General features: G+C 68.9%; 17 protein-coding genes. 15 read left to right on the forward strand and 2 right to left on the reverse strand.

The window, feature by feature from the left end; genetic code table 11:
• Positions 1-58 precede the first annotated feature (58 nt).
• Positions 59-865: an oxidoreductase gene (locus tag G3W89_RS05540; protein WP_162573148.1), complete on the forward strand. Its 807-nt coding sequence runs from the start codon at positions 59-61 to the stop codon at positions 863-865.
• A 158-nt stretch (positions 866-1,023) separates the two neighbouring features.
• On the opposite strand, the gene G3W89_RS05545 is transcribed toward G3W89_RS05540, so the two are convergent.
• Positions 1,024-1,920: a LysR family transcriptional regulator gene (locus tag G3W89_RS05545; RefSeq protein ID WP_162573149.1), complete on the reverse strand. Its 897-nt coding sequence runs from the start codon at positions 1,918-1,920 to the stop codon at positions 1,024-1,026.
• A gap of 150 nt (positions 1,921-2,070) precedes the next feature.
• Positions 2,071-2,439, reverse strand: a complete 369-nt coding sequence (locus G3W89_RS05550) for a TIGR02444 family protein (RefSeq protein WP_162573150.1) — start codon at positions 2,437-2,439, stop codon at positions 2,071-2,073.
• A 62-nt stretch (positions 2,440-2,501) separates the two neighbouring features.
• Between G3W89_RS05550 and G3W89_RS05555 the strand changes: the two genes are divergently transcribed.
• The 14 genes from G3W89_RS05555 to G3W89_RS05620 all read left to right on the forward strand — a co-directional run bounded on the left by G3W89_RS05555 (position 2,502) and on the right by G3W89_RS05620 (position 18,945).
• Positions 2,502-3,179 carry a UbiX family flavin prenyltransferase gene (locus tag G3W89_RS05555; protein WP_162573151.1) on the forward strand — a complete coding sequence of 226 codons (678 nt, stop codon included), beginning with the start codon at positions 2,502-2,504 and terminating at the stop codon, positions 3,177-3,179.
• Complete coding sequence (locus tag G3W89_RS05560; RefSeq protein ID WP_162573152.1) at positions 3,176-4,045, forward strand: FAD binding domain-containing protein; 870 nt, start codon at positions 3,176-3,178, stop codon at positions 4,043-4,045. Before G3W89_RS05555 ends, G3W89_RS05560 begins: the two co-directional genes overlap by 4 nt.
• Positions 4,042-4,554, forward strand: coding sequence for a (2Fe-2S)-binding protein (locus tag G3W89_RS05565; protein ID WP_162573153.1), 513 nt, complete (start codon positions 4,042-4,044; stop codon positions 4,552-4,554). Before G3W89_RS05560 ends, G3W89_RS05565 begins: the two co-directional genes overlap by 4 nt.
• Entirely contained in the window at positions 4,551-6,863 is a 2,313-nt protein-coding gene (locus G3W89_RS05570) for a xanthine dehydrogenase family protein molybdopterin-binding subunit (protein ID WP_162573154.1), read from the forward strand. The genes G3W89_RS05565 and G3W89_RS05570 overlap by 4 nt, the downstream gene beginning before the upstream one ends.
• Positions 6,860-7,981, forward strand: a complete 1,122-nt coding sequence (locus tag G3W89_RS05575; RefSeq protein ID WP_162573155.1) for a CobW family GTP-binding protein — start codon at positions 6,860-6,862, stop codon at positions 7,979-7,981. The genes G3W89_RS05570 and G3W89_RS05575 overlap by 4 nt, the downstream gene beginning before the upstream one ends.
• A gap of 35 nt (positions 7,982-8,016) precedes the next feature.
• Positions 8,017-8,952 (forward strand): amidohydrolase family protein, encoded by a 936-nt coding sequence (locus G3W89_RS05580; RefSeq protein WP_162573156.1) that lies wholly within the window; start codon positions 8,017-8,019, stop codon positions 8,950-8,952.
• Positions 8,953-8,975: 23 nt separating this feature from the next.
• Positions 8,976-9,890: an amidohydrolase family protein gene (locus G3W89_RS05585; protein WP_162573157.1), complete on the forward strand. Its 915-nt coding sequence runs from the start codon at positions 8,976-8,978 to the stop codon at positions 9,888-9,890.
• Positions 9,891-9,953: 63 nt separating this feature from the next.
• Positions 9,954-11,351 carry a UbiD family decarboxylase gene (locus tag G3W89_RS05590; RefSeq protein WP_162573158.1) on the forward strand — a complete coding sequence of 466 codons (1,398 nt, stop codon included), beginning with the start codon at positions 9,954-9,956 and terminating at the stop codon, positions 11,349-11,351.
• Positions 11,352-11,385: 34 nt separating this feature from the next.
• Positions 11,386-12,780: a nucleobase:cation symporter-2 family protein gene (locus G3W89_RS05595; protein ID WP_162573159.1), complete on the forward strand. Its 1,395-nt coding sequence runs from the start codon at positions 11,386-11,388 to the stop codon at positions 12,778-12,780.
• A gap of 1 nt (position 12,781) precedes the next feature.
• Positions 12,782-14,401 (forward strand): ABC transporter ATP-binding protein, encoded by a 1,620-nt coding sequence (locus tag G3W89_RS05600; RefSeq protein ID WP_162573160.1) that lies wholly within the window; start codon positions 12,782-12,784, stop codon positions 14,399-14,401.
• Positions 14,385-15,476, forward strand: a complete 1,092-nt coding sequence (locus tag G3W89_RS05605; RefSeq protein ID WP_162573161.1) for an ABC transporter permease — start codon at positions 14,385-14,387, stop codon at positions 15,474-15,476. Before G3W89_RS05600 ends, G3W89_RS05605 begins: the two co-directional genes overlap by 17 nt.
• Entirely contained in the window at positions 15,461-16,393 is a 933-nt protein-coding gene (locus G3W89_RS05610; protein WP_162573162.1) for an ABC transporter permease, read from the forward strand. The genes G3W89_RS05605 and G3W89_RS05610 overlap by 16 nt, the downstream gene beginning before the upstream one ends.
• A 36-nt stretch (positions 16,394-16,429) precedes the next feature.
• Positions 16,430-17,530, forward strand: coding sequence for a BMP family ABC transporter substrate-binding protein (locus tag G3W89_RS05615; RefSeq protein WP_162573163.1), 1,101 nt, complete (start codon positions 16,430-16,432; stop codon positions 17,528-17,530).
• Entirely contained in the window at positions 17,527-18,945 is a 1,419-nt protein-coding gene (locus G3W89_RS05620) for an amidohydrolase family protein (protein ID WP_162573164.1), read from the forward strand. The genes G3W89_RS05615 and G3W89_RS05620 overlap by 4 nt, the downstream gene beginning before the upstream one ends.
• Positions 18,946-18,977 lie beyond the last annotated feature (32 nt).

Below are 18,977 nucleotides of genomic sequence, written 5' to 3' on the forward strand. Positions count from 1 at the left end.
TGGTCGCGCCGTTGATCCGCTTTTCATCTTCTTCCATGTGTGCTGAAAGGAAATTCCCATGTTGAATTCGACAGTTGTAGTCATTACTGGTGTGTCGTCAGGCATTGGACGTGCCGCCGCCGAGAAGTTTGCCAAGCGGGATTGCCGTGTTTTCGGCACCGTGCGCAGCATCGGCAAAACGGTCCCGTTGGCCGGCGTGGAACTTGTCGAGATGGATGTTCGTGACGAGGCTTCCGTCCAGCGTGGAATCACACTTGTCATCGAGCAGACCGGCCATATCGACGTACTGGTCAACAACGCGGGAATGAACATGATCGGCGCGGTCGAGGAAACAACCCCCGGCGAGGCCGCATCGCTGTTCGACATCAACGTGTTCGGCATGTTGCGCACAGCACGGGCAGTACTTCCGCACATGCGAGCGCAACGTCGGGGAAGGATTGTCAACGTCAGCTCCGTGCTGGGCTTTCTCCCGGCGCCGTACATGGGGCTCTACTCGGCGTCGAAGCATGCGGTGGAGGGTCTTTCCGAAACCCTGGATCACGAGGTGCGGCAGTTCGGCATCCGCGTCTCGCTGGTCGAGCCGACTTTCACCAGGACCAATCTGGAAGCCAATTCGCCTCAGGCAAAGTCAGGAATCGCGGACTACGAGCGCGAACGCGACATCGCATCGCGCTCTGTCGCTCGCAGCGTGAGCGATGCCCCTGAACCCGATGGCGTGGCAAACACGATCGTCGAAGCGGCGCTTGGCACTTGGCGCATGCGCCGCACGCCGGCAGGGCAGGCATCCCTCTTGAGCAAGTTGCGCCGCTTCATGCCTGCGGGACCTGTCGATGCAAGCCTGAGAAAGACGCTCGGCCTGGCTTGAGGACTGGCCAGAAGCATCTGCCCACGGGCGAGCCGATGTTCCAGGGGGACGCCAGGAAATCCTGCACCGCCTTCAATGTCGTGTCGGTCGTCTCTTGCATCAGCCAGTGGCCCGACCCCGGAACGACCAGCTCGGTCAAGTGGCGCGACCGGGCGGCTTCAGCCGAGCTTGCGCGACCAGGCGATCAACGCGTCGCTGAACTGCTTGGCTGCCGGCGACAGCGAGCGTCCGGTATGCAGCACCAGCACCACCTCGCGCTGGATGGTCGGACGGTGGATCGGCCGCAGTTGCAGGTGCAGCGCCTCCGCCAGCGGCTGCATCGAGCTCGTGAGGATGCCGATGCCCAGGCCACCTTCGACCATGCCGGCGATCGTGAGCGGCAGCGAAACCTCGTGCCGCAGGGTCAGCACGAGGCCCTCGCTGGCCAGCGCGAAGTCCAGCAGCGTGCGCACCGGGTTGCCCTTGCGCGGGCCGATCAGCGGCTCGGCGAGCAGGTCGCGCCAGGCCAGGTCGCGCTTGGTCGCCAGCGAGTGGCCCTTCGGCAGCACCGCGAAGAAGTTCTCGTGCCACAGTGATCGCATGCCGAGTTCCTGGTGGCTGCCGAAGGCGGTGCCGAGCCCGAAATCGACCGCACCGCTGTGCACCATGCTCAGCACCTCGTCCTGCGACACATCGAACAGTTCGACCTTGATGCCGGGATGGCGCTCGGCAAACGCGCCCATCACGCGCGGCAGCACCATGGCGGCCTGGAGCGAGGACGCGGCGATCGACACCCGCCCGCGCCCCAGCGTCTTGAGCTCCGCCGAGCTGCCGACGACGGCATCGAGGTCGGCCAAGGTCTTGCGCGCGAGCGGCAGAATCTCGCCGCCAGCTTCCGTCAGCCGCAGCATCCGGGTGTGTCGGTCGAACAGGCGCAGCCCCAGCACATCCTCCAACTCCCGCAACTGCGTGCTGACGCTGGACTGCGGCAGCCCGAGGGCGTCGCCCGCACGCGTGAAGCTCAGCGCCTCGGCGACCGCGACAAACACACGCAACTGACGCAGGCTGATATTCATAGTGAAAGACGATGAATATATAGCGATGCGAGTGTTTTTCAGATAGGGCAGTTCTGACAGCATGGGGCCATGCCCGTGGCGAAGCGGTTTTTCGCCGGGTCGGCTTCCAACGTTCCCAGGAGCCCAAGCGCTGCCATGACGAGCCCGATGTCATCGCGCCTGCAGCCACTCGCACAGCATTTGCACCTGTGCGCGCTCCGCTGCCAGCTCGGCCGCCTTCACCTTGTCGCGCACCGCTTCGCGCGAGTCCAGGTCGGCGGGCATCGTCTTCATCGAGCGGCGCAGCGCGCGCAGCGGGGCGATGACCTCGGCGCGCCACGGGGCCACGAGCGCATCGGCCTGCGCCAGTGCGTCGGCGTCGAGTGCATGGCCCTGCGTGGCCGCCCACTGCGCGAACAGGTGCAGCACCACGTCGAGCTGCTCCTCGTCCTGGCGGCGCAGCAGCGATTGCGCCAGCGCGGCATCGGCATAGAGCGCTGCGATGCCGTTCCAGGCAGTGTCGGGGTCGAGGGTGCGCATGCGGGTGGCGAGGTGGCGGCGCCACTATGCCCGAATGTGCGCGCAAGCGGGAGGGCTGGTGCATGAGCCACATAGCTGCTCCGAAGGCGAATGGCACCGCAGCCCAAGGCGAAGGTACGCCACTGAACACCCCTTCGCGCCTGATCGTTGCCATCACCGGCGCCTCGGGCTTCGTCTACGGCCATCGCCTGCTCGAGCTGCTGCGTCCCACCGGCATCGAGGTCCACCTGATCGTGAGCCGTGCCGCCCAGCTCACCATGGCCTGCGAGACCACGCTTCACCTGTCCGACGTGACGGCCCTCGCCACGAAGCTCCACAAGAACGAGGACATCGGTGCCTGCATCGCCAGCGGCTCCTACCGGACCCTCGGCATGGTGGTCGCCCCGTGCTCGATGAAGACGCTGGCCGAGATCGCCCATGGCACCGGCGGCACGCTGGTGGCGCGCGCCGCCGACGTGATGCTCAAGGAGCGCCGCCGCCTGGTGCTGCTGGCGCGCGAGACGCCGCTGACGCTCACGCACATCCGCAACATGCTGGCCGTCACCGAGATGGGCGCGATCGTCGCGCCGCCGGTGCCGGCCTTCTACGCACGGCCGCAGGACCTGGACGAGATGGTGGACCACACCCTCGGGCGGGTGCTGGACCTGTTCGACATCGACGTCGGCGCAGTCAGGCGCTGGACGGGGCCCGCTTCGGGGCGTTCCTTCGACGAAGCCAAGGCAGGAAACAACGAACCATGAAGTACTTCGAGTACAGCGAGCCGGCCTCGCTGGACGAGGCGGTCGCGCTGCTGCGCGGCGGGCCCGCGCCGGCCAGCCTGATCGCGGGCGGCACCGATCTGATCGTGCAGATGAAGGAGCACGTGCGCCAGCCGGCCCACGTGATCAACATCAAGAAGATCCCGGGGATGGACGATTTCGCGTTCGACCCGCGCGGCGGCCTGCTGCTCGGCGCGCTGGTCACCACGCGGCAGGTCGAGACCTCGCCCGTCACGCTGCGCCACTACGCGAGCCTGGCACGCGCGGCCACCGATTTCGCCTCCATCCAGGTGCGCCATCGCGCCACCGTGGTCGGCAACGTGTGCCGCGCCTCGCCCTCGGCCGACACGCTGCCGCCCCTGATCGCGGACGGCGCGGTGCTGCGCATCCACGGCCCCGCCGGCCCGCGACGCTGCGCGGTCGAGGACTACTGCACCGGCCCGGGACGCACCGTGCTGTCGCCGGACGAGATCGTCACCCACATCGAGATCCCCGCGCCGCCGCCGCGCACCGGCAAGGCCTACCTCAAGCACGGGCGGCGCTCGCAGATGGAGCTGGCCACCGTCGGCGTGGCGGTGCGGGTCACGCTCGACGAGCGCGGCGCCGTGGACGACCTGGCCATCGTGCTGGCCGCGGTGGCGCCCACGCCGCTGCGCGCCGCAGGGGCCGAAGCGGTGCTGCGCGGACGCAGGCCCACGGCCGAACGGCTGGCCGAGGCCGCGCTGGCGGCGAGCGGGGAAGCCCGCCCCATCGGCGACGTGCGCGGCAGCGCCGCCTACCGGCGCGACATGGTGCGCGTGCTCACGCGCCGCGCACTCGAGCAGGCTCTAGAGGAGATCCAGGCATGAAGCAGAGAGCCGTTTCCTTCACCGTCAACGGCGAGGCACGCGAGATCGCTGTGGCACCCAACCGAAGCCTGCTCGACGCGCTGCGCAACGAGGCCGGACTCACCGGCACCAAGAAGGGCTGCGACGTCGGCGAGTGCGGCTCTTGCACCGTCCTCATGGACGGACGCCCCGTGAACGCGTGCCTGGTGCTCGCGATGGAGGCCGAGGGCAGCGAGATCACGACGGTGGAGGGGCTGCAGGCAAGCGACGGCACCCCCCACGCGCTGCAGGAGTGCTTCATGCAGTGCGGCGCGGCGCAGTGCGGCTTCTGCACGCCCGGCATCCTGGTCGCCGCCAAGGCACTGCTCGACGAGAACCCCGAACCCAGCGTGGACGAGATCCGTTTCGCCATCGCCGGCAACATCTGCCGCTGCACGGGCTACACCAAGATCATCGACGCCATCTCGCTGGCCGCGCGAAGCGGGGGCCGGGCGGAACGCCGGGACAGCCATGAAGAGGTGGCGCCATGAAGAAGCCCGGCCAGGCGATCGTCGGCACCAGCGTCAAGCGCGCCGACCTGCTCGCCAAAGTCACGGGCGATGCCAAGTACGTCGCCGACATGGCGCTGCCGGGACTGCTCTATGCCCTAAGCAAGCGCAGCAACGTCGCGCATGCGCGCATCCGCCGCATCGACACCCGCCGCGCGCTGGCGCTGCCGGGCGTCAAGGCGGTGCTGACGCACGAGAACGTGCCGCGCGTGCTGCATGCGGGCTCGCCGCATCCGCGCTCCGCCTCGGTGACCTGCGACCAGTACATCCTCGACGACAAGGTGCGCTACTGGGGCGAGACCGTCGCCGTGGTGGCGGCCACGAGCGAGGAGATCGCCGAAGCGGCACTGGACCTGATCGAGGTGGAGTACGAGCCCCTGCCCGCGGTCTTCACCCTCGAGGACGCCGCGCGTCCGGACGCGCCGCAGATCCACGACCGCGAGCCCGGTGGCAACCTGGTGCTGCCGCCGGTGGTGGTGAGCCGCGGCGACATCGCGCAAGGGTTCGCGCAGGCCGACCTCATCATCGAGGGCGAGTACGAGGGCGGCCGCCCCACGCCCGCCTACATGGAGCCCAACGCCTGCATGTGCCAGTGGGACGGCAACGGCAACCTCACGGTGTGGATCTCCACGCAGACCGCGTTCATGGTGCGCGGCATCATGGCCGAGGTGCTGGGACTGCCGCTGCACAAGGTGCGCGTGCTGGTCGACCACATGGGCGGCGGCTTCGGCGCGAAGCAGGACCTGTTCCAGAGCGAGTTCCTCTGCGCGCTGCTGGCCCGCCAGACGCGCCGGCCGGTGCGCATGGAGTTCACCCGCGAGGAAACCTTCCTGGGCGGGCGCACGCGGCACCCGGTCAAGATCTGGCTCAAGCAGGGGTTCCGCAAGGACGGCACCCTCACCGCGCGGCAGGCGCGCATCGTCTACAACTCCGGCGCCTATGGCTCGCACGGCCCGGGCGTGACCATCGTCGGCACCAACGCGATGACCTCGCTGTACCGCTGCGACAACGTCCAGCTCGAAGGCCGCTGCCTCTACACCAACAGCCCGATCGCAGGCGCGTTCCGCGGCTACGGCGTAGTGCAGACCTACTACGCGCTCGACATCCAGATGGACGAGGCTGCCGAAAAGCTCGGCATCGACCCGGCCGAGCTGAAGCTGAAGAACGCGGTGCGCGAGGGCGACCTCGCACCGTCGAACCATCCGCTGATCGGCCACGGGCTGGAAGACTGCATCCGTCGCGGCATGCAGGAGGTGGGCTGGGCCGCACTGCGCCGGCGTTCGCGTCATGAGGAGGGTGCCCAGCGCCGCGGCTGGGGCATGGGCTGCGAGATGCACGGCAGCAGCGCCTACCCCGGCATCAAGGAGCAGGGCAACGCCATCGTGAAGATGAACGAGGACGGCACCGTGGTGCTGCTCACCGGCACGGCGGGCCTCGGCACCGGCGCGCACACCGCGCTCGCGCAGATCGTGGCCGAGGAACTGGGCGTGCGCTTCGAGTCGGTCTCCGTCATGCATGGCGACACCGATGTGGTCCCCTGGGACATCGGCGCCTTCGCCAGCCACACCACCTACCTCGGCGGCAGGGCGGCGCAGCTCGCGGCCCAGGAGATCAAGCGCCAGCTCTTCGAGCGCGCCGCCGCACTGCTCGAGGCGATGCCCGGCGACCTCGAGTCCGCGGACGGCATGATCCACGTGCGCGGCACGGACCGCAGCCTCAGCGTGCGGGACGCAGTGGCGCCGCGCAAGGGCATTCCGGCGGCGCAGTTCGTCGGCAGCGCGACCTACCACCCGACCAAGTCGTACTCGTTCGCAGCCCACTTCGTCGAAGTGAACGTCGACATCGAGACCGGGCAGATCACCGTGCTGCAGGTGGTGCCGGTGCACGAGATCGGCAAGGTGATCCATCCGGTCGCCGCTGCAGGCCAGATCGAGGGCGGCATCCAGCAAGGCATCGGCCACACGCTGTACGAGGACTACCAGATCGACCTCAAGACCGGCCGCTCGCTCAACGCGAACTTCGTCGACTACAAGATGCCGCTGTCGATGGACATGCCGTCGATCCGCACCGTGATCCTGGAGACCGCGCCCGACCCCGGCGGTCCCTTCGGTGCCAAGGGCGTGGGCGAAGACCCGATCGTCGCCATCGGCCCGGCGATCGCCAACGCCGTGTACGACGCCATCGGCGTGCGCTTTCGCCATTACCCGATCAAACCCGAACAGGTGCTGCAGGCGCTCCGCGAGCAGCAGGCCGATCTGTATTCCCCGCACGAAGAAGGAGTTTCCGCATGAACGACAACGAAGCACGGCGCCCGGTCCCCGTCACCATCCTCACCGGCTTCCTGGGCGCCGGCAAGACGACGCTGCTCAACCACATCCTCACCGAGCGCCACGGCCACCGCATCGCGGTGATCGAGAACGAGTTCGGCGAGGTGGACGTGGACTCCGACCTGGTGCTGGCCTCCGAAGAGGAGATCTTCCAGGTCGCCAATGGCTGCATCTGCTGCGTGGTCGACGTGCGCAACGACCTGGTGAAGATCCTGCAGAAGCTGCTCGAGCGGCAGGACCAGTTCGATCACATCCTGGTCGAGACCAGCGGACTGGCCGACCCGTCGCCGGTCGCAGCCACCTTCTTCATGGACAACGAGGTCGCGAAGAAGGTGGTGCTCGACGGCGTGGTCACCCTGGTCGACGCACTGCACGTGCAGCCTCACCTGGACGATCCGGCCCTGGCCGAATACGACAACCAGGCCGTGACGCAGATCGTCGTGGCCGACCGCATCCTGCTGAACAAGTCCGACCTGGTAGCGCCCGCGCAGCTGCAGGAGATCGAGCGCCGCATCCGGTCGTTGAACCAGAGCGCGCCCATCCTGCGCACGGTGCAGGCGCAAGTGGACCTGTCGCTCATCCTGGGACTGCAGTCCTTCGAATCGGACGCGCTGTCGATGACCGATCCGCACTTCCTGGAGGATGTGCAAGGGCGCGGCCACGACCACGACCACGTTTGCGACGCGCACTGCGGGCACGGTGCCGTGCCGCCCCTCGTCGCGGCACCCGGCCACACCCACGACCCCTCGGTCGCCTCGGTGTCCTTCACCTTCGACCGCCCCTTCGACGCGCAGCGCCTGCAGCGCTCGCTCGGGGAACTGCTGTCGATCCGAGGCGACGACATCTTCCGGGTGAAGGGCATCCTGCACGTGCAGGGCGACGATCGCCGGCACGTCCTGCAAGGCGTGCACCGCATCCTCGAGCTCAAGCCCTCCATGCCCTGGTGGGACGAAACACCGGCCAGCAAGCTGGTCTTCATCGGCCGCCACCTGCAGGACCAGAAGCTGCGCGCCCGGCTGGAGGCCTGCCTGGCCGACCCCCGAACCCCGACCGCATCCCACGAGGCCCTGGAAGCCGCCTGAAGCGCTTCAACTTTTTCGACCAGGAGACACCAACCATGATCATCGACATCAGCTGCTACCCCACCGACCAGGTCGACCTGGCCTGGTGGCATGACGGCGAGCCCTACACCGCCGAGCGCCTGCTGGAGACGATGGACGGCCCCTACTGGGTCAACGGCAAGCCGCGGCGCATCGACAAGGCCTTCATCCAGCCGCCGCAGGGCAACACCATCTACACCTGGACCGACGGCGACAAGTCGGGCCGCCAGTCCATCGACGACTACATGGCCTACACGCTCAAGTGCGTGCAGGAACATCCCGACCGCTTCATCGGCTGCTTCGTCTACAACCCGCGCTGCGGCGTGAAGAACGGCGTCGATGCCATCGAGCGCTACGTCAAGGAGCACGGCTTCAAGATGGTCCAGATGCAGGCCAACATGCATGCCTACCGGCCCGACCGCGCGCTGGACTGGGTGCGCCCGGCTTTCGAGAAGTGCGCCGAACTGGGGGTGCCCGTCAAGCTGCACACCGGCGACGGGCCCTACAGCATCCCCACCGAGTGGGTGCCCATGATCAAGGCCTTTCCGAGCGTCAACTTCATCATGGCGCACTTCGGCGTGCAGACCGGCGGCGTCTACTGCTTCGAGCCCTTCCAGTGGGCGCAGGAGCTGCCCAACGTGTTCTGCGAATCCGGCTGGTGCCTGCAGTCGCGCATCGTCGAGTTCGCCAAGGTGCTGCACCCGAGCAAGATCATCTTCGGTTCCGACACGCCGCCCAACGAGCCCGGCATGTGGCTGCGGCTGCTCGAGGTGCTGTGCACCAACCCGCCGCAAGGCCTGAACCTCAGCGAGGACACGCTGGAGGACTACCTGGGCAACAACATCGCTCGCATGGTGGGCCTGGAGACGTCTTCCGCCCCGCGCAGCTTCGACGAAGCCTGCAAGCGCCTGGGCCGCCAGCTCGATCCGCAGCCCGTGATCGACCTCTACTGACAAGACCTTCCGGAGACGAGAACATGATCATCGACACCCACCTGCACCCCACCAACCTGGTCGACGAGGCCTGGCGCCACACCGGCACGCCCTTCAACGGCGAACGAATGCTCAAGCTGATGGACGGGCCCTACATGATCAACGGCAAGCCGCGCCGCATCGACATGGGCTTCATCCAGCCGCCGCCCGGCAACACGGGCTACCGCGACGGCAACCGGCGAGGCCGCGAGGGCATCCGCGACTACATGGCCTACATCGCCGAGCTGACGCAGAAGTACCCGGACCGCTTCATCGGCAACTTCAACTACAACCCGCGCTGGGGCCCCGAGAACGGCGCGGCGGAGCTTGAATTCCACATCAAGGAGTACGGCTTCAAGATGATCAAGCTGCACGCCAACATGCATGGCTACCGGCCCGATCGCGCGCTCGAATGGCTGCGCCCCGCGATGAAGGTCTGCGCCAAGTACAACACCGTGGTGCTGATCCACACCGGCGACGGGCCCTTCACCATCCCGACGATGTTCTACCCGATCATCCGAGAGTTCCCGATGGTGAACTTCGTCATCGCGCACTTCGGCATCCAGACCGGCGGCAACTACTCGTTCGAGACTTTCTGGATGGCGATGGACACACCCAACGTGTATGTGGAATCGGGCTGGTGCTTCCAGGCCCGCATCGCGGAGTTCGCCAAGGAGCTGCCGCGCCACAAGCTCGTGTTCGGAACGGACAGCCCGCCCAACGAGCCCGGCATGTGGCTGCGCGAGCTCGAGATGCTGTGCCGGCCCCCGCCGCACGGGATCGGCATCGACGAGGACCAGCTCGAGGACTACCTGGGCAACAACATCGCGCGCTTGTGCGGCATCGAGACCACGCGGCCGCCGCGCGACCAGGAAGAGGCGAAGGTGCGCCTGACCGGCACCTACGCCACGCTGAAGTAGAGCGTCCGCCGCCGGCCCGCGAGGGCCGGCGCACGGACCCCGGACCCGCCCAGGAGTTGCTTCATGACATTGCAAGCCAAGCTGCTCGAGGACAACGGCCAGGACCTGCACCGGTTCATGGCCGCCTATCGCGAGCTCTTCCCGGACGACGTGCTGACCTTGCGCGAGCCCGTCGAGCCGGACCAGGACGTGACCGCGGCGGTCTGGTCGCTGGCGGCGCAGGGCCGCCATCCGGCGCTGGTGTTCGAAAAGGTCCGGGGGATCGGCGCGCCGCTGGTCACCAACCTGTTCGCCTCCCGCGAGCGCGTGGGACGCATGCTCGGCGGGGTCTCGCCCGCGGGCATCCACGCCGAATACCAGGCGCGAAGCCGTCGCATGACGGCCCCGCGCGAAGTTGCATCCGGCGCGGTGACGCAGCGGGTGACGAGCGGGCCGGTGGACCTCTCCGAGCTCCCGACCATCCGCCACTTCGCGACCGACCGCGGTCCCTACATCACCAACGCCATCATTGCCGCGGAAGACCGGGAGGCCGGCATCGGCAACCTGAGCTATCACCGCTCGATGGTGCATTCGCGCGACGAGATCGCCACCAGCCTGCACTCGCGCGGCCACCTGTGGCGCATGCTGCAGGCGGCCCAGGCCCGTGGCAAGCCACTCGCCGTGGCCATGGTGATCGGCGCGCATCCGCTTTTCATGCTGGCCGGCGCGGCGCGGCTGCCCTACGGCGTGGACGAGCGCCACGTGGCAGGCGGGTTGTTCGGCGCCCCGCTGGACGTGGTGCGCACCCCGAGGTACGGCATCGCCGTACCGGCGCACGCGGAGTTCGTGCTGGAAGGCGTGATCGACCCCGAGGGCCATGCCGAGGAAGGCCCCTTCGGCGAGTTCACCGGCTACTCGTCCGACCGCTCCACCAACAACCTGCTGCGGGTCGAAACGCTGATGCGCCGCGACGACGCCTGGCTGCTCGACGTGGTGGGCGGCAATTCGGCTGAGCACCTCAACCTGGGCCGCATCCCGCGCGAGTCGGAGATGGTGGAGAAGCTCAGGGAGCGCTTCCCCGGCGTGACCGCGGTGCACTACCCGAGCTCGGGCACGCACTTCCACGCCTACGTGGCGCTGAAGCAGTCGCGTCCCGGCGAGGCGCGCCAGGTGATGCTGGGGCTGCTGGGCTGGGACCCGTATCTCAAGACCGTGATCGCGGTGGACGAGGACGTGGACATCACGCGCGATGAAGAAGTGCTCTGGGCCATGGCCACGCACTTCCAGCCGCACCTCGACATCGTGATGGTCGAGGGCCTGCCGGGCAGCGCGCTCGACCCCTCGGCCTCCGGTGCGGGGACCACCTCGCGCATGGGGCTGGATGCGACGCGGGGCCCCGCCTTCGATGGCGTGCGCGCCCGCATCGACGATGCGGCCATGGCACGCGCCGCGGCCTTCCTCGCCCGCGCTGGCCGCCGCTGAATTGCAAGCACACAAAAACCAGGAGACAAGCACCATGATTGAATCTGCCAACGCGCGGTCCGACACGTCCTCCGTGCATCCCGTCGACGAGATCCTGCCGCTGCCCAAGATGGGCACGCTGGCGCTGCAGCACGTGCTGGTGATGTACGCCGGCGCCATCGCGGTGCCGCTCATCATCGGCGGCGCGCTCAAGCTCCCCAAGGGGGACATTGCCTTCCTGATCTCGGCCGACCTGTTCTGCTGCGGCCTGGTGACCATCCTCCAGTGCGTGGGCATCGGCAAGGTGGGCATCCGCCTGCCGATGATGATGGGCGTCACCTTCACGGCCATCGCGCCCATCATCACGGCCGGGTCCAATCCGGATCTCGGCTTGCGCGCGGTGTTCGGGGCGGTGATCGTTGCCGGCCTCTTCACGCTGATGGTCGCGGGACAGGTCGGCAAGATGGTGCGATGGTTCCCGCCCGTGGTCACGGGCACGGTGGTGCTCGTCATCGGCATCTCGCTGATGCGCGTGGGCATCAACTGGGCAGCCGGCGGCAGTCCGACCCTTTCGAGCCCGACCGGCCCGATTCCCAATCCGAACTACGGCGTGCCGATGCACCTGGCGATCTCCGGCGTGGTGCTGCTCACCATCCTGTTCATCATCGCCACCTGCAAGGGCTTCCTGTGCAACATCGCGGTGCTGCTGGGCATTGCAACCGGCTTCGTCATCGCGCTGGTGCTGGGCCAGGTGAGCTTCGCCGGGCTGGCCACTGCGTCGTGGGTCCAGGTCATCACGCCCTTCCACTTCGGGCTGCCGACCTTCGACCTGATGACTTCCGTCACGCTGTGCGTGGTGATGGTGGTCATCATGGTGGAGGGCGTCGGGCAGTTCCTCGCGCTCAGCGAAGTCGTGGGGCGTCCGCTGCAGAAGGACGACGTGGCGCGCGGGCTGCGCGCCGACGGCGTGGGCGCGATCGTGGGCGGGGTGTTCAACACCTTCACCTACACCTCCTACGCGCAGAACATCGGCCTGGTGCAGGTCACCGGCGTGCGCAGCCGCTGGGTGTGCGCGGCGGCGGGCGTGCTGCTGATGGTGCTGGGCTGCCTGCCCAAGCTCGCCGTGCTGGCCGCCTCGATCCCGCAGTACGCGCTCGGCGGGGCGGCGCTGGTGATGTTCGGCATGGTGGCGGCCACCGGCATCCGCATCCTCGGACACGTGGACTTCGTGGGCAACAAGAAGAATCCGTACATCGTGGCGGTCAGCCTGGCGCTGGGCATGATCCCGCTGGTGGCCGACCGCTTCTTCGTGCAGCTGCCGGACCTGCTGGCCCGTTTCTGCCAGAACGGCATCCTGCTGGGCACGCTCGCGGCCGTGCTGCTGAACCTGCTGTTCAATACCCGCGAGTCGACCCATCCGTCGACCAGCGTCGCGCGCGGAGTCGCCTGAGGTGGGCGCGCATCTGCGCAGCGCGGCCGGTGCACTCGCCGGGCCGCAGCTGGAGCTCGCCGGTATCCGCAAGGTCTACGCCTCGGTGGTCGCCAACGACGGCATCGACCTGGTGGTGCAGCCCGGCGAGATCCACGCGATCCTCGGGGAGAACGGCGCGGGCAAGTCCACGCTGATGAAGATCATCTACGGCGTGACCGCGCCGACCGCGGGCGAGATCCGCTGGCGCGGCGAGCGCGTGGCGATCGGCAGTCCGAGCCGCGCGCGCAGCCTGGGCATCGGCATGGTGTTCCAGCACTTCGTGCTGTTCGAGACGCTGACGGTCGTGCAGAACGTGGCGCTCGCGCTGCCCGGCCGGCCCGACCTGGACGACCTGGCGCAGCGCATCGACGCCGTCGGCCGCCGCTACGGGTTGCCGGTGGACCCGCGCCGCTGGGTGCATTCGCTGTCGGTCGGCGAGCGCCAGCGCGTGGAGATCATCCGCTGCCTGCTTCAGAACCCGCGCCTGCTCATCATGGACGAGCCCACCTCGGTGCTCACGCCTCAGGCGGTGCGCAAGCTGTTCGAGACGCTGCGCCAGTTGGCCGACGAGGGCTGCAGCATCCTCTACATCAGCCACAAGCTCGACGAGGTGCGCGAGCTCTGCCACAACGCCACCGTGCTGCGCGGCGGGCGGGTCACGGGCCACTGCGTGCCCGCATGCGAGACGCCGGCCTCCATGGCCCGGATGATGATCGGCAAGGAACTGACGGCCTGCAGGCGCGGCGTGCCAGCCGAGCCCGGCGAGGTGCGGCTCGCGCTGCACGCGCTCACCCAGCGCGCGCAGCATCCCTTCGGCGTCGCGTTGCGGGACGTGGGGCTGGAGGTGCGCGCGGGCGAGATCGTCGGCATCGCCGGCGTGTCGGGCAACGGCCAGCAGGAACTGCTGCAGGCCCTGTCCGGCGAGGCGCCGTTGCCGCGCGCGGCGGCCGCTTCCGTGTCGCTGGACGGCCGGCCGGTGGGCCACCTGGGCAGCGGTGCTCGCCGTGCGCGTGGCCTGGGCTTCGTGCCGGAGGAGCGGCTGGGCCGCGGCGCCGTGCCGGCGATGAGCCTGGCCGACAACGCGTTGCTGACCGCGCACCGGCAAGGCCTGGTCAGGCGCGGCCTGGTCAGGCGCGGCGCGGTGCGGGCCTTCGCGCAGCGCTGCATCGCCGACTTCTCGGTCAAGTGTGCAGGTCCGCAGGCACACGCCGAGGCCCTGTCGGGCGGCAACCTGCAGAAGTTCATCGTGGGGCGCGAGCTGCTGCAACGCCCGCGCGTGCTCGTCGCCGCGCAGCCTACGTGGGGCGTGGACGTGGGGGCGGCGGCCTTCATTCGCCAGTCGTTGATCGCCCTGCGCGACGCGGGCGCCGCACTGCTGGTGGTGTCGGAAGAACTCGACGAGCTGTTCGAGGTCTGCGACCGCATCGCGGTCATGGCCAACGGACGGCTGTCGCCCGCCGTGCCCACGCAGCAGACCGACGTGGAGACGATCGGCTTGTGGATGAGCGGCATGTGGCCCGAGGCCGGCGCCGCGACCGCGACCGTGTCGCCGCGCACGCCTGCAACCGATGCGGAGGTGCGCCATGTGGCCCAGGCTTGAGGCGCGTCCCGAGGCTTCGCGCCGCATGCGCTGGCTCTCGCCGCTGCTGGCGATGGGGCTGACGATGGCAGGCGGGCTGGCATTGTTCGCCGCGCTCGGTCAGAACCCCCTGGTGGGTTTCAGGGTGTACTTCCTGCAGCCGCTGGGCGACCTGTATGGCCTGAGCGAGCTGCTCTTGAAGGCCACGCCGCTGATGCTGATCGGCATCGGGCTGGCAGCCGGCTTTCGCGCGGGCGTGTGGAACATCGGCGCGGAGGGCCAGTTCATCCTCGGAGCACTGTGCGCGAGCGCCGTCGCACTGCGCGTCGGCGATGCGGCGGCCCCGTGGGCAATGCCTGCCATGGTGCTCGCCGGTGCGCTCGGCGGCGCCCTGTGGGCGGCCATACCGGCATGGCTTCGCACCCGCTGGGGCACCAACGAGATCCTGGTGTCGCTGATGCTGGTCTACGTGGCGCAGCTGCTGGCGTCCTGGCTCATCTACGGCCCCTGGAAGGACCCGGGCGGCTACAACTTCCCGCAGACCCGCAGCTTCGGCGACAGCGCGCTGCTGCCGATCCTGGTGGAGGGCACGCGCCTGCACGCGGGCTTCCTGCTGGCGCTCGCGGCGCTGCTGGGGGGCTACGTGTTCCTGCAGCTGAGCTTCCAGGGCTTCCAGCTCCAGGTGGCGGGCCAGGCCGGGCAGGCCGGGCGCTATGCCGGCTTTTCCGCTCGGCGCGCAGTCTGGGTCGGGCTGCTGGGCGGCGGCCTGCTGGCCGGCATCGCGGGCATGACCGAAGTGGCCGGGCCGATGGGGCAGCTCACCGCCCAGGTGTCCGCCGGCTATGGCTTCGCGGCCATCATCGTCGCCTTCGTCGGCCGGCTGCATCCGGCCGGCATCTTCGGTGCCAGCCTGCTGATGGCGCTGCTCTTCCTGGGCGGCGAGCAGGCGCAGCAGCACCTGAACCTGCCCTCGTCGATCTCGAAGGTGTTCCAGGGGATGCTGTTGTTCTTCCTCCTGGCTTCCGATCTTTTCATCGGCTATCGGCTGCGCTGGGAGCGCATCGCCTGGAGGAGGTTCGCATGGACTCGTCGCTGATCGCCTCCGTCATCGCCGCCACGCTGGTGGCCGGCACGCCGCTGATCATCGTGGCCCTCGGCGAGCTGGTCACCGAACGCGCCGGGGTGCTCAACCTGGGCGCCGAGGGGATGATGGCCGTCGGCGCCGTCGCCGGCTTCGCTGCGGCCCATGCGGGGGCCTATCCATGGCTGGCCGCGGCCATGGGCATGGCTGCAGGCGCCGCGATGGCGCTGCTGTTCGGCTATCTGGCGCTGACGATGCAGGCCAACCAGGTGGCCTCGGGGCTGGCGCTGGCGATCTTCGGCGTCGGCCTCGCGGCCTTCTTCGGCAAGTCCTACGAGTCGGCACCGCTGCCCGCGGTGCCCCCGCTGCGCATCCCCGGGCTGGCAGACCTGCCGCTGATCGGGCCGGCGCTGTTCAACCAGCAGGTGCTGGTGTACGTGTCGTGGCTGCTGGTCGCGGGCACGGCCTGGTTCCTCGAGCGCAGCCGCGCCGGGCTGGTGCTGCGTGCGGTGGGCGAGTCGCCCTCCGCGGCGCATGCGGTCGGCTATCCGGTGATCGCCATCCGCTATGCGGCGGTGGCCTTCGGCGGCGCGATGGCGGGGCTGGGCGGGGCGTTCCTCTCGGTGTTCTACACGCCGCTGTGGTCCGAAGGCATGGTGGCCGGGCGGGGCTGGATCGCGCTGGCGCTGGTGGTCTTCGCGACCTGGCGGCCGCTGCGCGTGATGCTGGGCGCTTACCTGTTCGGTGGCGTGCTGGTGTCGCAGCTGTTCGTGCAGGGTGCCGGGCTGCGCATCGAGGTCCCGGCGCAACTGCTGTCCGCGCTGCCGTACCTGGCCACCATCGGCGTGCTGGTGCTGATCTCGCGCAACCCCGCCGCGATCCGGCTGAACTCGCCGGCGTCTCTCGGGCGGGCCTTCCGGCCCGACCGCTGATTTCTCGCTCGTTCCATCACACACGGAGACAACCCGATGACACCAGGACTATTGCTCGCGCGCCGCAAGGCCCGCCGATTCTTCTTGACAGCCGGCCTGCTGGCGTCGCTGGGTGCGACCGCATCCGCAAGCGAGCCGCTGCAGACCTGCTTCCTCTATTCGAATCCGATCGGCGAGAGCGGCTGGACCTACCAGCACGAGCTGGCCCGCAAGGAACTGGTCGCCGCCATGGGCGATCGCATCACCACCAAGTATGTCGAGAACATCGCCGAGGGGCCGGATGCCGAGCGCGTGATCCGCAACTTCGTGCAGGAGGGCTGCAAGCTGATCTTCACGCCGTCCTTCGGCTTTATGGAGCCGACCCTCAAGGTGGCACGCCAGGCGCCGAAGGTGATCTTCATGAACGGCACCGGCTACAAGACCACGGCGAACGTCGGCGTGTACAACGCGCGCTACTACGAGGGCCGCTACCTGGAAGGCGTCATCGCCGGTTCCATGAGCAAGAGCGGCGTGGTCGGCTACGTGGGTGCCTTCCCGATCCCGGAGGTGCTGCAGGGCGTGAACGCGTTCGCGCAAGGCATGCGCAGCGTGAACCCGAAGGCGCAGCTCCGGCTCATCTGGGTCAACGCCTGGTACGACCCGGGGCGCGAGCGCGATGCGGCCAATGCGCTGGTGAAGCTCGGCGCGGACACGCTGGCCTACGCGACTTCGGGCGTGTCGATCGTCGCCACCGGCGAGGAGAAGGGCGTCTACACGCTCGGCTACTACTCCGACATGTCGCGCTTCGGCCCGAAGACGAACCTCACCTCCGTGGTGCAGAACTGGGGTGGCTACTACATCAAGGTGGTGGAGGACGTGCTGGCGGGGCGCTGGAAGTCCGACAACGTGATGGGCGGGCTGCGCGAAGGAATGATCAGGATGGCGCCGCTCAACCCCGCGCTGCCGGCCGACCTGCGCGAGAAGGTGGGCCGCCTCGAGAAGGACATCGCCGAAGGGCGGCTGCATCCCTTCGCCGGGCCGGTGCTCGACCAGGAAGGCAAGGTGCGCGTACCGGCCGGTCAAACCATCTCGGCGGCCGACCTGGCCGGCATGAACTACCTGGTGCAGGGCGTCGAAGGCCTGTTGCCCAAGCCATGACCCAGCGCTTGCTGATCACGAATGCCCACAGCCTGTTCACCGGGCTGCGCGGCGCCCCGGCGCGCAGCGGCGCCACCGACCTGCGCATCGCCGACGGCCTCATCACCGAAATGGGCCGCGGCCTTCGCGCGGACGTTGGCGAGCGCGTGCTGGACGCGAGCGACTGCGTGATCTACCCGGGCTGGGTCAACACCCACCATCACCTCTTCCAGTCGCTGCTCAAGGGCGTGCCGGCGGGCATCGACGCCACGCTCAGCCCTTGGCTGCAGGCCGTGCCCTTCGCCTTCCGTCGCGCTTTCGACGAACAGCGCCTGCGCATCGCCGCGCGCATCGGCCTGGTGGAACTGCTGCGCTCGGGCTGCACCACCGTGGCCGACCACCACTACCTGTTCCAGCCTGGCGCCGACCACGACGCGGCGGCGCTGCTGTTCGAGGAGGCAGAGGCGCTCGGCATGCGTTTCATGCTGCTGCGCGGCGGTGCCACCGTCACGCGACAGCTCGAGGACAGCGAACGCCTGCACCAGGCGCCCGAGACGCTCGACCAGATGCTCGCCGCCGTCGAGCAGACCGCGGCGCGTTTCCACCAGCACGGCCCCTTCGCGCACCGCCGCGTCGCGATGGCGCCCACCTCGGTGCACGTGTCGCTCCCGCGCGAGCACCTCAAGGTGGTGGCACGCGCCGCACGGGCCCTCGGCGTGCCGCTGCACAGCCACATGTCGGAGTCGGTCGCGTACATCGAGTACTGCCGCGAGGTGCACCGCTGCCTGCCGATCGAGTACCTCGCGGACAACGAATGGCTCGGGCCGGACGTGTGGCTCGCGCACCTGGTCCACCTGGCGCCCGCCGAGATGAAGATGCTGGGCGACAGCGGCACCGGCATCGCGCACTGCCCGCAGAGCAATGCGCGCCTGGCCGACGGGATCGCACCTGCGCCGGCGCTGGATCGCCTGGGTGCGCGGGTGTCGATCGGGGTCGATGGCGCGGCTTCGAACGAGGCCGCCGACATGATCAGCGAGCTGCATTTCGCCTGGCTGGTGCATCGCGCCCAGGCCGGTGCGCTGTCACGGCCGCGCCCGGAAGGCGAGGGCGAAACCGGCGCCGATGCGGTGACGGTGGAGCAGATCGTGCACTGGGCCACGGCCGGCGGCGCCGGCGTGCTCGGCTTCGAGGGGGTCGGCACGCTGCAGGTGGGCCAGGCGGCCGACCTCGCCGTCTTCGACCTGGACGACCCGCGCTACTTCGGCCTGCATGATCCGGCGATCGGCCCGATCGTGAGCGGGGGCCGGCCGCGCCTGCGCTGGCTGCTGTGCGCCGGCGACGTGGCCGTGGAGGACGATGGCATCCCCGGGTTGGACCTGGCGCGGCTGCGCGCGCAGGCCGGGGAGGCGGTGCGCACGCTGGTGCGGGCCGGCTGAGCGCTCGGAAGCACTGGCATGCAGGTGATCTG

This window comes from Variovorax sp. PBL-H6, from assembly GCF_901827155.1.
Taxonomy (GTDB): Bacteria; Pseudomonadota; Gammaproteobacteria; order Burkholderiales; family Burkholderiaceae_C; genus Variovorax.